We start from the raw sequence: 13,693 nt of genomic DNA on the forward strand, positions 1-13,693 counted from the left end.
GTATTTCTATTTCAAGATCCGGAAATTGGATATGGTTGACACGCTTAAGGTATTGGAATAATTTTATTCCAATTTTTTTTCTTTTTTGGTATTGGTATTATGAGTTTTTAGGATACCAAAACATTTATAAATAAAAACATTGTTATATAACAATAGTTATTATAACATATGTTATTTTAACTTTAAAATTAACCCCTTTAAATATGCCTAAAAACAAATTAAATAATAAGGAGAAAAAATCATGGCAAATATTCCAGAATTAAAAAGAGGAGTACTTGATAGCATTACCGATGCTATTGGAAACACTCCAATCGTAAGATTAAATAATTTGACTGAAGGTTTAGAGGCTGAAGTGGATGTAAAAATCGAATCATTCAACCCAACCGGAAGTGTAAAAGATAGAGTTGCAGTAGCAATGATCGAAGATGCAGAAGAAAAAGGTTTATTAAACGAAAATTCCGTTATCATCGAACCGACCAGTGGAAACACCGGAATTGGACTTGCATTTGCATCAGCCGCAAAAGGCTACAGGTTAATCTTGACCATGCCTGAAACAATGTCCGTTGAAAGAAGAAAATTCCTAAGTGTTCTTGGAGCCGAACTGGTATTGACTCCTGGTGCTGATGGAATGGGTGGAGCTATTGCAAAGGCAAAAGAACTAGAAGAAACAACTGATGATGCAATCATTTTAGGGCAATTCGACAACCCTGCAAATGTAAAAATCCATGCAGAAACCACCGCTCAGGAAATATTGAGGGATACTGATGGTAATGTGGATATAGTTATTGCGGGTGTTGGAACCGGAGGAACCATTACAGGAATCGGTAAGGTTTTGAAGGAAGCTGTTCCTGATGTTAAAATAGTGGCAGTTGAACCGAAAGATTCCCAAACATTGGCAAAAGGTGAAAAAGGACCTCACAAAATCCAGGGTATCGGTGCAGGATTTGTTCCATCAATCTATGATGCTGACGTCATTGATGAGATTATTCCTGTCGAAAATGAGGATGCGGGCAATACATTAATTGCACTTGCAACTAAGGAAGGTATTTTTTCCGGTATCTCATCAGGTGCAGCAACTTGGGCGGCCTTGGAATTAGCTAAAAAAGAAGAAAATAAAGGTAAAAGGATAATTGCAATATTGCCTGATAACGGTGAGAGATATCTCTCTGTTGACTGGTTATTTGATTAAGAATAATTATATATACATAGTGTTATATAATTACTATATAACACTGGTGATTAAATGAGTATGATTAGTAGGTTGAAAAATGAGATAAACACTATCAAAGAAAAGGATCCTGCTTTAAGGTCAACAATTGAAGTTTTCTTTTGTTATCCTGGGTTTTATGCCATTGTATTTCATAGAATAAATCATTACTTATGGAATCATTCTTTGAAGTTTTTTGCTCGTTTACTTTCAACTATTAGTCGTTTTCTCACAGGTATTGAAATACATCCCGGAGCCCAATTGGGTGATAGGGTATTCATCGACCATGGTATGGGTATTGTTATTGGAGAAACCGCCATTGTCGGCGATGATGTATTGATTTATCAGGGAGTGATCCTTGGAGGTACAACAACCAAAAAAGTCAAAAGACATCCGACCGTTGAAAAGGGTGTTGTCATTGGCGCAGGCGCTAAAGTTATGGGTAATATCACAATTGGTGAATACTCTAAAATTGGTACCGGTGCCGTTGTGCTTAAGGATGTCCCTCCTGAATCAACTTGTGTAGGAGTTCCTGGAAGAATTGTTAGATGTAAAAATCAAAGTCATGTTGTTGATTTAGAACATAATAAATTGCCGGACCCTGTTGCAGCAGCAATAAGACGTTTAGAAAAACAAATTGAAGACAATGAAAAACTTATTGAAATTCTTCTTGATAAGAATGGAATATGTTTGACAGATGACCAAATTGAAGATGAACTTCGTTTTGGAGGTCTATTAGGACGTGATGGTGATAAAAAATGAAACCACCTTGTGAAATTGTAGTTTGGTATGTTATACCTGCTATTAGATCAGAATTAGCAAAAGAACTATTAAACTTGGGTATGAAACAGAAAGATGTTTCTGAACTTATGGATATAACTCAGCCTGCTGTTTCTCAGTACATCACTGATAAACGTGGAAGCGGAATAAAACTTGATGATGATGTTAGGGCAATGATACATGAGTTTGCTCGTCAATTATCTGAAGGGGAAGCTACCAAAGCTGATTTGATTCCGAGAACCTGTGCAATCTGTAAAAATGTCAGAACAGTTGATGTTTTAGAACAGCTTAATATTGATAAGTCTGACCTTGGAGATGATTGTCAATCATGTTTGGGTTCCGAAGCGGAATAGTAAAATATTGGAAAAAATAGTAAAGTATTTAAACTATAAATGACCAATATTTTATTATACTTTTAATTTTAGTGGCAAGTTTACCGAGTGGCTAGGTGTGTGGCTGCAGACCATAATACGGGGGTTCAAGTCCCTCACTTGCCTTTTTAATTACTTTTTTTCGAGGTTTTTATTTATGGACGTTTATTCAACTTTAACTCGTAGTAAAGAGAATTTTGTGACTATTAATAATAACAGAGTTAATTTATTCGTATGTGGTCCAACTGTATATGATGATGCACACATTGGACATGGAAGGACATACATTTCTTTTGATACCATAAAAAGATATCTGGAATATAAGGGGTATGCTGTATTTTATATCCAAAACATTACAGATATTGATGATAAGATTATCAACAGGTCAAAGGAAAGCGGAATTCCCGCACATGATCTGGCTCGCAAGTATGAAAAACGTTATCAGGAGGACATGCATAAATTAAATGTCAATGGCGTTAATTTATTTGCAAGAGCAACCGACCATGTTGATGAAATATTGGACCAAATTCAAAGATTAATAGATAAAGGTTTTGCTTATGAAACCGAAGATGGAGTTTACTTTGAAATAGACAAATTCCCTGAATTCGGTAAGCTATCAAACAGAAACATTGAAGAGCTTGAATCCCACAGGGACTTGGCCGATACAACAAAGAAAAATCCACAGGACTTTGCGCTTTGGAAAAAACGTGAAGGTGTAGATGAACCTACATGGCCATCTCCATGGGGAGACGGAAGGCCTGGATGGCACATAGAAGATACTGCAATAACCGAATACTACTTCGGACCTCAGTATGATGCCCACGGTGGAGGTTTGGATTTGATATTCCCTCACCACGAAGCGGAAATTACTCAGATGGAAGCGGTATCAGGAAAAGCTCCAATGGTCAAATTCTGGTTGCACACTGGATTTTTAAATGTTAACGGGGAAAAGATGTCAAAATCCCTTCATAACTTCATTACAATCCGTGAACTGCTTGAGGATTGGGATGCTGAAACTTTCAGATTCTTTGTATTGTCAACTCATTACAGAAGCCCTATTGACTTTTCAAAAGATTCACTTCACCAGTCTGAAAAAAGCCTGGACAGAATCAGGAAATATTACGAGCTTTTAGATGTTGATGTTGATGAGGAAAAATACGAATCAGATGTATTGGCACCTCATAAGGAAGAATTCTTCAACAGTATGGATGATGACTTCAATACTCCAAAGGCTATTGCGGCAATCTTTGGATTAATCAATGACACCAAAAACGATTTGGATAATTTATCCGATCAGGATAAGATTGCCATCAAGGCATTTCTTGATGATGCGGCACATATTTTTGGTGTTAGCTTTGAAATTCAGGAAGTTAATGCAGGTTCAGATGACTTGCTTGACTTGATTGGTGAAGTCAGATCAGAGCTAAGAGCCAACAAGCAATATGACTTATCCGATAAAATCCGTGATAGTTTACAGGCTTTAGGATACGAAATCAACGATTAAGGGAATTAATTTCTCTTCTTTTTTTTATTATTTTTTTGCTGTTTTTTTACATTTTTTAATTGTTAATGTAATATATTTTTAACAAATTTAACAAACTAAAAACAATATTGATTTGAGCTTATTTTTTTCTAAACCGACCTAAATATTGTTTTAGACTCATATAGAAAGATTTATATTCTTTTTTAATCTAATTGAATATTGCAAAATAAAATTTTTAGAAAATACTTGATTTAAGGGATTTTGTATTTTTCAAAAATTGGAGGAAAAATAATGTTTGGCATATATTCTAATCAAAGATTAAGTGAAAATGAAAGACGCTTGCTGAATTCCAATCCTGATGATTTAAACTGGTATTGTGTAATTGTGCAGACAATATTCAAGGACCGCAGAGTTTTCCAGATCAGACAGGACATTGAACTTCCGCAAGATGATGATGACAACGGTGTTGTTTTGATGTTTGAAGATTCTGACGTGGTTTACTTGAAAAGCATTGAAGGGGAAGTTACTCAGGATGATTTTCAGTCTATTACGAAAGTTTGCACTTTTTTGGCTGATAAATTCAAACGTCCCATAAGTGCTTATATTCCATGTGCCCCTTTTAAGAATCTGGATTTTGATGTGGAAAAAAATGGCAGGGAAATTACGATGTTTTTCAGCTGTTTGGATGTGGATGATGGTGAGGAAATAATCGACAGATTGGAAACCAAACTTAAAAATCATGAGGAGTTCACAATTCATGATTCAATCGAACATATGCTTCTTCCCTACAGGGGCTACAAGGATAGGGATGTCTTTTATGAAAAGCTTCACCATTACAGGCAACTAATAGAGGAATTTGATTTTGATTGATTGGAGTGATTGTATGTTTAAATATGAAAAGGAAAACTATGAAGTAAAAGATTTGGAAGACCGGCTATACTATGAGGTAATGTTCGGTAAGGTTTGTGGGGTGTACTCACCTTTTGAAATAGATAATGATGTTGAATTTCCACACAAGGAAAAATTAGGAGGCATCATATTGAAGTTCATTGGAGGGGGAGCAGGATTTTTTAAGGTACAGCGTGAAATGCCTTGTGAAGATGAAGTTGAGAACATATATGAGGTCTGTAAGTTCCTGCAAGAATCCTTCGGACAATATGTCGTTGCACATATAGTGTGTGAACCCCATATTGAAATCAGGGATATTGAAGTTCCTGGTGATGAGAATATCAGCATTACATTTTCTTCATCAAGAAAAAATGACGGTGACGCATTGCTGGACGATTTGACTAGAAAGATTGAAATGGGTAAAAAGTTCACCATTGATGATTTTCTTTTGAAGTTCACTCTCCCGTTCATGTCCCGCAGCAACAATGATGAATTTCAGTCAAGATTCAACCGGTTGGTTGATTTGTACAATAGAAGTGGCATGGAAGTTCCAAGCTATAAGGATATCTCCAAGTCCAATACCACTTTTAATCGTATATATTAGGAGAGTTTACTCTCTTATTATTTTTTTTAGAGATTCAAAGTGATGTAATATAATTTGATATTTTTCAACCGTTTTTTCATTATTTTCAAGAAAATATAACAATGTTTATATACTATTATAACTTATGTTATATTTGTATAACAGTGTTTTATCTCAATGTTATATTTTATTTTTGGGTAGACCAAAACATTTATATATAAAAAATAACTATTGTTATATAGTAATATAACACGTGATATATTTACTAAATTCAATAATAAAGGTGATTATAAAATGACAAATAATAAGAATTACGGATTAGCAACACTAGGTGTTCGTGCAGGACAAAGTCCTGATCCAGCAACCGGTGCTCAAGCAGTACCAATTTATCAGACTACTTCATATGTATTTAAAGACTCAGATGAAGCTGCAAGGAGATTCGCCCTTCAAGAGTTTGGACAAATATATTCCAGACTCACAAACCCTACCAGTGATGTATTTGAAGCAAGAATTGCTGCTATCGAAGGCGGTAACTCAGGAATTTCAACATCAAGTGGTCTTGCGGCTATTACATATGCAATTTTGAATGTAACTGAACCTGGAGACAATATTGTATCTGCAGACAACCTTTATGGAGGAACATATCAGCTCTTCAACTACACATTTAAGGATCTTGCACGTGAGGTCAAGTTTGTGGACTCACAGGACCTTGAAGCATTTGAAGCGGCTATTGACGATAAAACCAAAGCAATATATGTTGAATCAATCGGAAATCCAAAACTCGACGTACCAGACTTTGAGGCACTCTCTGAAATTGCACACTCTCATGACATACCATTGATTGTGGACAACACCGTCGGTGTCGGACTTGTAAGACCTCTCGAGCATGGTGCAGATGTCATTGCGTCATCAGCAACAAAATATGTGGGAGGACATGGTACAGCAATCGGAGGATACATTGTTGATTCAGGTAAATTCAACTGGGGAAACGGAAAGTTCCCAAACTTCACAAAACCTGATCCAAGTTACCATGGACTGGTATTTTGGGACACATTCGGAGATGTGCCTGAACTTGGAAACCTTGCATTCACATTAAGAATCAGAGCAAGACTTTTAAGAGATATTGGAGCGACTCTGGCACCAGTACACAGTTTCCTATTCCTACAAGGACTTGAAAGCCTTGATGTACGTGTCAAAAGACACTCCGAAAATGCATTGAAGGTTGCAAAGTTCCTGGAATCACACCCAAAAGTTAAATGGGTAAACTATCCTGGACTCGAATCCCACCCAACCTATGAAACCAATAAGAAATACCTCAAAGACCACTTTGCAGGAATCTTAGGTTTCGGTGTTGAAGGAGGAGAGGAAGCTGGAAGAAAGGTAATTGAAAAACTTGAACTGTTCTCAATACTTGCAAACATCGGTGATGCAAAAAGTTTGGCAATACATCCTGCAAGTACAACACACCAGCAGTTGACTCCGGAAGAACAGGAAGCAACAGGTGTAACACCTGACTTCATCAGATTGTCCATCGGACTTGAAGATGTGGATGATTTGATTGAAGATTTAAGTCAAGCTTTAGATAGTATCTAATTACTATCTAATTTTTATATTTAAAATTAAAAGACAATTGGGAGATAAAAATGTATTTAGATAACTCAGCAACTACTCAAGTTAGCCAAGAAGTTTACAAAGAAATGGAACCATATTTCATTGAGGAGTTCGGTAATCCGTCAACTCTTTATGGAATTGGCCGTGAATCTAAAAAGGCATTAAATCTAGCTCGTCAAAGAGTGGCGGATGCAATTAATGCAAAACCGGATGAAATAATCTTTACAAGCGGAGGGTCAGAATCTGATAATCTTGCCATTAAGGGTATTGCATTCAAATTAGCTAAAAAGGGCAAACATATTATTACCACCAATATTGAACACCCTGCAGTTAAAAATACATTGGGATTTTTAGAATCACTTGATTTTAAGGTAACCTACCTGCCAGTCAATGAGGATGGTGTAATTGAAATCGAAGATTTAAAAGAGGCAATCACCGATGAAACCATATTGATTACTGTAATGCATGCTAACAATGAAATCGGAACCATTCAGCCTATCGGGGAAATCGGTAAAATTGCACGTGAAAAAGGAATCAAATTCCATGTTGATGCTGTACAGAGTTTCGGTAAAATTGAAGTGGATGTTGAGAAATTAAACATCGATTTGCTCTCATTGTCTTCACATAAAATCAATGGTCCAAAAGGTGTTGGAGCACTTTACATTAAAAAAGGAACTCGTGTCGTGCCACTCATTCATGGTGGTGGTCAGGAAAAAGGAATTAGGGGAGGAACTGAAAACGTTCCAGGAATTGTCGGATTTGGTAAGGCATGTGAAATTGCAGCTGCCAAATTGGATGAACATTACAAAAAACTATCCTCAATTCGTGATGAACTCATTGACAAGGTATTGTCCACCATTCCTGAAGCATATCTGAACGGTGGTCTTGAAAACAGATTGCCTAACCTTGTTAACTTCCGCTTCAAAGCTATTGAAGGTGAATCCTTAATTCTGTTGCTTGATGCTAAAGGTTATCAGGCTTCAACCGGTTCCGCCTGTTCCTCAAATACCTTGGAGGCATCACCGGTACTTACCGCTTTAGGACTTGATCCTGTTGATGTTCACGGATCACTTAGGATATCACTAGCACCTGAAAGTGATACTTTCGATGTTGATGAATTCGTAAATACCATAGCGGAAGCCGTTAAAAGGCTAAGGCAGATGTCACCATTATGGAATCAGGAACTAGATTATGACAATATAATGTGTAAAAAACATGAAGACGGATGTAGGAAGTGTTAAAATGGATTATTCAGAAAAAGTTATGGATCATTTCGCAAATCCAAGAAACTGCAGAATGATGGAAGATGCAAATGGAGTGGGAACCGTTGGTAATCCGACCTGTGGTGACCTTATGACAATATACATTAAAGTTGAGGACAATGTCATCCAGGACATTTCTTTTCAGACTTTCGGTTGTGGAGCCGCAATTGCAACAAGCAGTATGATTACTGAAATTGCAGTTGGTAAAACTCTTGAAGAGGCATTGGAAATCTCCCGTAATGATGTTGCAGAGGAATTGGATGGTCTTCCACCAATCAAGATGCACTGTTCCAACCTTGCAGCTGACGGACTTCAAGCGGCAATACAAAATTATTATGAAAATAATCAATAGTAATAAATACTTTGATGGATAAAATATCTTTAACCTAAATATTAGGAGATGTTTTATTATGGCAAAAATTTTAAAATGTGATGACTGCGGAAGCATCATTCAAGTATTGTCTGAAGGCGACGGAAAAGTATGCTCAGACCACATGCTTGAATTCCCAGTCCAAACCGAAGGAGAAAAAGCTCCAAAACACAAACCCGTAGTTGAAATCGATGGTGACAAAGTAACCGTAAAAGTCGGTGAAGCAGCTCACCCAATGGATGATGACCATTACATTGAATTTGTCATCGTTGAAGCAGGCGCTGAACAATATGCAAAATGCTTCAAACCAGGAGATGTTGCAGAAGCAACTTTTACAGTAAACTCAACTGATGATGTAAAAGCATTAGCATTCTGTAACCTACACGGACTATGGTCCAGTGAATAAGTTTAAAAATATTTTTTTTAAACTTTCTTCTTTTTTTCATAATAACTTTTAATAATATCTTTTTATATAATTTAATACGTGTCTAATTATATTAAATTGATAATTTTTATTGTAGTTTTACTTTTGATTTCTGTCGCTGTCGTTTATATTGACAGTTCTGTAGAAAATATTAATCAATCAATGCCACAAATCAGTGATAGCATTCATCAAGGGGATATAGATTACAATGAATCCGTTGAATTATTGAATGAGCGGTCCTTTGATGAGGCCAGCCAGAAGGCTCAGTCTGCTGGAGATAACTATAATAACAGTTTAAATAAGCTTTCAAGAATCAAGGAAAAATATAATAAGGATCTCCATGAGGTTCACAAAAACTACATTGACACAACAAGAAAGGAATTGGAATACAAATTAAAAGCCGTAGAGGAGCTTAAAGAGTCAATATACTATTTGGGAATGTATTATAATTATACCGGATCAACTCACGGAACAGAGGCCAATGATTTAATGGCCGATGCGGTAAGAATCCAGAATGAAAGAAATGAGATTATAAGTGAGAATCCGAATTTATTCACGATAACATAGGTGATTTAATGAAAACAAAATGTCCAAAATGTAATGGAATAGGTTCAGTTGTAGTGGACTATAAGGAATGTGAAGCCTGTGGAGGAACAGGCTATGAAGATGATGTTTTTGATATAGGAAATCATTTTAAAGGAGTCAACAGCAAGGCACGTGACAAATTTGACCTTGGAGGAGAAGAAGATATTCCATGTGAAGCATGTAACGGTAAGGGACAGGTGGAAGTATATGAAGAATGCCCTCATTGTCATGGAACAGGTCAAATAAACGTTTGCCGTGACTGTGGAAAAATTTTAGATGAGAAATATGATTTATGTCATGAATGTGGTGAGAAAAGAAAGGCGGAAAAGGCAAAGCATGATGAATATGAAGCACGCCGAAAACAGGTTCGTGACGTTTATGTATTGGATTCCCTGTGCAAAATGAAGGATATAGACAGGGACAAGTTATATAAGGGTAAAATCACAAGGATTGAAAGATATGGTGCATTCGTTTCACTCAACAATAACGTTTGGGGTCTCATGAGGGGAGATGTCTCCGAATATAATGTGGGTGAAGAAATTGTCGTGTTTGTAACATCAATCAAGTCAAGGGAAGGAAAAATCGATTTTGCTCCTGCTTACGTTGAAACATATAACCTCAAAAGGCTTACCAAGTCAGTTCCACGTACTCTAATTGGTGAGCTTGAAGAGAAGAAGGGTAAAATGGTTAGAATTGATGGTATGGTGCAGCAAATTCAGCAGACTTCAGGCCCTACTATCTTCATCATAAGTGATGAGAGCGGAACAACCGAAATTGCCGCCTTTGACAAGGCCGGTGAAAGGGCATATCCTGAAGTCGAGCTTGACGATGCCGTTCAGGTAATCGGTGAGGTCAACGAACACGGTGGAAAGACACAGATTGAGTCATCATCAATGGTAAAACTTGACAGCGAAAGCACTGCCAAATTAAATAAATTAATTGACGATGCATTAAACAGGAAAGCTCAACCTCAAGATGTTGATTTCTTGGTCAAGAGTGATGTTTTAAACAGGTTAAGACCTAAGATGTATGAAGCTGCACAAAAAATCAGAAGGGCAATACTTGACGGAAGGACAATTCTTTTAAGACACCACAACGATGCGGACGGTATCGTGTCAGGTGTTGCAATGGAAAAGGCAATTGTTCCTCTTATACAGAAACACAATCCAAGCAATGACGCTGAATACTACTACTTCAAAAGATCACCAAGTAAGGCACCATTCTATGAGCTGGAAGACGTGGTAAAGGATTTGTCATTTGCCCTTGAGGACCAGGAAAGACACGGTCAGAAACTTCCTCTTATAGTTCTTTTGGACAACGGTTCAACAGAAGAGGACATCGTTGCACTTATGCAGGCTAAAATCTATGATATAGAGGTTGTTGTTATTGACCATCACTCCCCTGGAGAATTATTGACAAAAGTCGAGGAGGATGGTGTAATATATGGTGCAACAGTGGCTGTTGATGAATATGTTGACACACATGTAAATCCATACCTTGTCGGAGGGGATTCACAGCTTACAGCAGGCTGTCTTGCAACTGAAGTGGCCCATATCATAAACCCTGAAGTGGAGGAATTAATCAAGCATCTTCCGGCAATAGCCGCACTTGGAGACCGTGCCGAATGTGGTGAAGTGTACCAGTACCTTAAACTTGCTGCTCAAAAGGGATTCACACAGGAACATCTCGCAAAAGTTGCCGAATGTGTGGACTTTGAAGCATACTTCCTAAGATTCATGAACGGTAGAGGAATAATGGATACTATACTTGCGGTAGACAATTTCGATAAGCACAGAAAGATGATTGATGCATTATACAAGGAATATCAGAAAAGAATCGACACTCAACTCAGGGCTGTTCTTCCTAACATAAAACAGACCAAGCTTGAAAATGGAATATACTTCAATCTTTTGGATGTTGAGAAATTTGCACACAAATTCACTTTCCCTGCACCTGGAAAGACCTGTGGATTTGTGCATGATCATGTAATAAACGAATTGGGACCGGACAAGCCTATTGTGACCCTTGGTCATGGACCTGACTTTGGTGTGTTCAGGGCAACAGATGCCGTAAACGAACAGTATGGATTCAATGTCAATGAGATAGTGACAAAAATGATTGAAAGAGTTCCACAGGCAGGTGTTGATGGTGGTGGGCATGAATGTGCGGGATCCATCAAATACATTGAAGGACTGGGTCAGGACGTTCTTTTCAAGGTTGTAGAGGAAATACAATCATTATCTAAAAAATGATGCAAATGGATGCGGGCAATTATTGTAGGAAATGCGGTCATAGAATACTTCCAAATGAACCGTATTGTACAGGATGCGGTGCTAAAACAGGTCGTGATGCGAGCAGTGACACTTGTGTTTTAACACCACCAATCCATAATATTGGTTTTTTCAACTTTTTAATAGACTTTTCACCATATATAAACAGAAATATCGATTTCAAATATGAGTTATGCTCCTGCGGATACATTAATGATGTAAACAATGAATACTGCTATATGTGTGGAGCAAAGAGATCCCAAAGCAAGCTGGCTAAAATTTTAAAAAGAAAATCCAAACCGAAGTTTTCCGTTGACAATGTCCTGTGTGAGTGCGGGGCCGTCAACTCACGTGAAAACATTTATTGTGAGATGTGTGGAAGGCAGCTTAAGGAGGAAGCTGAAAGATTTGACAACTACAGCAACTTTAATATTGAGTTTGGGGATTCCATATTTTGCTTTTGCGGCGAGGAAAACGAAAAGTTCTCACAGTTCTGCAGAAACTGTGGCCTTCCATTGACCAAGTATGGAAACATTGGTCAGATGGCAATACTGTGCACATGTTCAACTCTCAATGAGGTCACCTCTGATTTTTGCATTGAATGCGGGAACAATCTGAAAAGAGAGGATATAAAAATCGTTTGCGTTTGCGGACATAAGAATTCGAAACATCTCAAGTTCTGTGAAGAATGTGACAGGCCGTTGAACCCTCAAAGAATGATTAAAACAAGGGTAGTGTGTTCATGCGGTGAGGTGTTGTCATGGGACACTGAATACTGTCCGCACTGCGGCAAAAATGTTAAAAAAAGAATCGTTCAGAAAAATTCGATTAATAAGACAGTAAAAAGCCTTAAGGACAGGTTTAGGTAGGGATTTTGATGAGACCATGTGATATTTGCGGAACACTTAACTTCAAGGAGAATAACTATTGCACACACTGCGGAAATAAGTTGATATTGGAGCATATCTGTCCTTTTTGTGGTGAGAGCAATGGAGACCTTGCAACATACTGCATCAAATGCGGAAACCAGATGAATCCTGTAACTATAGATGATTTCGATACACTTTTTAGTGAGTTCAACCAGAACCTTCTGGAAAATGCCCATATATCTAATGAGGATTATCTTCAGATTTTATCAAACATTTTCATTCGGGCCGATTATATTGATGTATGGGGAGATTCAATCAAAAACAAGATTTTAAACCTTGCAAGCATATTTACCGTATGCAAGCCAAAGGCAAGGGGTTATGAAAGGGGATATATATTCCTTGGAAATGGGATATATTATGATGACAGACTTGATGATTCAGTACAGGTTGCCACTATAATCCATGAATTGGGGCATTTTTTCATGTTCAGCATCATTGAAAGTTTATTATGTCATGTTTTCAAAGTAAGACCCTCATCAACCCTTCAAAGTTTTGTCTGGTTTTTTTTAAAGCTTCCCGAATTTGAAATAATGAGCGAATACTGTGCCCATACCGTTGAGGGCAGATTCATACCATACGGCTATCAGAATTATGGATCTTTCAATCTATTGGTTGAAAACACACCAATTGATGATGAGTCATTGAATATAATGATTAAATTGGGCAATTCCTTTGCAAATGAGATAATTGTATATCTGGAAAAATATATTGATGATGAGTTAAGAAATGAAATAAAGTTACAGTACAGAAAGGATCTGACTCCGCCAACGCATGAATCAATATTTACGGAAACTGATAAATGTGTATCAATAGAAATTAAAAATGAGCTTTTATTAAAAATGTTGTCTGAAATTTTAAAAGAAGTTCCAACCACTGATGATTTGGAAGAATTGGAAAGTATAAAAGAAGGAATTGAATTAAGTTAGATTC

At 37.1% G+C, this 13,693-nt stretch carries 14 protein-coding genes and 1 tRNA gene; all 15 read left to right on the forward strand.

Annotation, left to right across the window (positions count from 1 at the left end; genetic code table 11):
- Positions 1 to 241 precede the first annotated feature (241 nt).
- The 15 genes from cysK to QZV03_RS02450 all read left to right on the forward strand — a co-directional run bounded on the left by cysK (position 242) and on the right by QZV03_RS02450 (position 13,689).
- Complete coding sequence (gene cysK, locus QZV03_RS02380; RefSeq protein ID WP_296874112.1) at positions 242 to 1,189, forward strand: cysteine synthase A; 948 nt, start codon at positions 242 to 244, stop codon at positions 1,187 to 1,189.
- 60 nt (positions 1,190 to 1,249) lie between these two features.
- Positions 1,250 to 1,969 carry a serine O-acetyltransferase gene (cysE, locus tag QZV03_RS02385; protein ID WP_342764220.1) on the forward strand — a complete coding sequence of 240 codons (720 nt, stop codon included), beginning with the start codon at positions 1,250 to 1,252 and terminating at the stop codon, positions 1,967 to 1,969.
- Positions 1,966 to 2,340: a transcriptional regulator gene (locus tag QZV03_RS02390; RefSeq protein WP_296874114.1), complete on the forward strand. Its 375-nt coding sequence runs from the start codon at positions 1,966 to 1,968 to the stop codon at positions 2,338 to 2,340. The genes cysE and QZV03_RS02390 overlap by 4 nt, the downstream gene beginning before the upstream one ends.
- A gap of 73 nt (positions 2,341 to 2,413) precedes the next feature.
- Positions 2,414 to 2,484 (forward strand) — tRNA-Cys (locus tag QZV03_RS02395).
- Between the two features lie 31 nt (positions 2,485 to 2,515).
- Positions 2,516 to 3,862 carry a cysteine--tRNA ligase gene (gene cysS / locus QZV03_RS02400; RefSeq protein WP_296874115.1) on the forward strand — a complete coding sequence of 449 codons (1,347 nt, stop codon included), beginning with the start codon at positions 2,516 to 2,518 and terminating at the stop codon, positions 3,860 to 3,862.
- Between the two features lie 270 nt (positions 3,863 to 4,132).
- On the forward strand, positions 4,133 to 4,711 hold the full coding sequence (locus QZV03_RS02405; RefSeq protein WP_296874116.1) for a hypothetical protein: 579 nt from the start codon (positions 4,133 to 4,135) through the stop codon (positions 4,709 to 4,711).
- A 13-nt stretch (positions 4,712 to 4,724) separates the two neighbouring features.
- A complete protein-coding gene (locus QZV03_RS02410) occupies positions 4,725 to 5,333 on the forward strand; it encodes a hypothetical protein (protein WP_296874117.1) in 609 nt (202 codons plus the stop codon).
- Positions 5,334 to 5,606: 273 nt separating this feature from the next.
- The gene (locus QZV03_RS02415; RefSeq protein WP_296874118.1) at positions 5,607 to 6,905 is read left to right on the forward strand and encodes an O-acetylhomoserine aminocarboxypropyltransferase/cysteine synthase family protein; all 1,299 of its coding nucleotides are present in this window, start codon (positions 5,607 to 5,609) and stop codon (positions 6,903 to 6,905) included.
- A gap of 50 nt (positions 6,906 to 6,955) precedes the next feature.
- A complete protein-coding gene (locus QZV03_RS02420; protein ID WP_296874119.1) occupies positions 6,956 to 8,164 on the forward strand; it encodes a cysteine desulfurase family protein in 1,209 nt (402 codons plus the stop codon).
- Between the two features lies 1 nt (position 8,165).
- On the forward strand, positions 8,166 to 8,537 hold the full coding sequence (gene nifU, locus QZV03_RS02425) for a Fe-S cluster assembly scaffold protein NifU (RefSeq protein ID WP_394350672.1): 372 nt from the start codon (positions 8,166 to 8,168) through the stop codon (positions 8,535 to 8,537).
- A 58-nt stretch (positions 8,538 to 8,595) separates the two neighbouring features.
- Positions 8,596 to 8,961: a desulfoferrodoxin family protein gene (locus tag QZV03_RS02430; RefSeq protein ID WP_296874121.1), complete on the forward strand. Its 366-nt coding sequence runs from the start codon at positions 8,596 to 8,598 to the stop codon at positions 8,959 to 8,961.
- Positions 8,962 to 9,039: 78 nt separating this feature from the next.
- Positions 9,040 to 9,546 (forward strand): hypothetical protein, encoded by a 507-nt coding sequence (locus QZV03_RS02435; protein ID WP_296874122.1) that lies wholly within the window; start codon positions 9,040 to 9,042, stop codon positions 9,544 to 9,546.
- Between the two features lie 8 nt (positions 9,547 to 9,554).
- Positions 9,555 to 11,816 (forward strand): DHH family phosphoesterase, encoded by a 2,262-nt coding sequence (locus tag QZV03_RS02440; protein WP_296874123.1) that lies wholly within the window; start codon positions 9,555 to 9,557, stop codon positions 11,814 to 11,816.
- Positions 11,813 to 12,703 carry a zinc ribbon domain-containing protein gene (locus tag QZV03_RS02445; protein WP_296874124.1) on the forward strand — a complete coding sequence of 297 codons (891 nt, stop codon included), beginning with the start codon at positions 11,813 to 11,815 and terminating at the stop codon, positions 12,701 to 12,703. The genes QZV03_RS02440 and QZV03_RS02445 overlap by 4 nt, the downstream gene beginning before the upstream one ends.
- A gap of 8 nt (positions 12,704 to 12,711) precedes the next feature.
- The gene (locus QZV03_RS02450) at positions 12,712 to 13,689 is read left to right on the forward strand and encodes a zinc ribbon domain-containing protein (protein ID WP_296874125.1); all 978 of its coding nucleotides are present in this window, start codon (positions 12,712 to 12,714) and stop codon (positions 13,687 to 13,689) included.
- Positions 13,690 to 13,693 lie beyond the last annotated feature (4 nt).

This window comes from uncultured Methanobrevibacter sp., from assembly GCF_902788255.1.
In the GTDB taxonomy this organism is placed as follows: Archaea; Methanobacteriota; Methanobacteria; order Methanobacteriales; family Methanobacteriaceae; genus Methanocatella.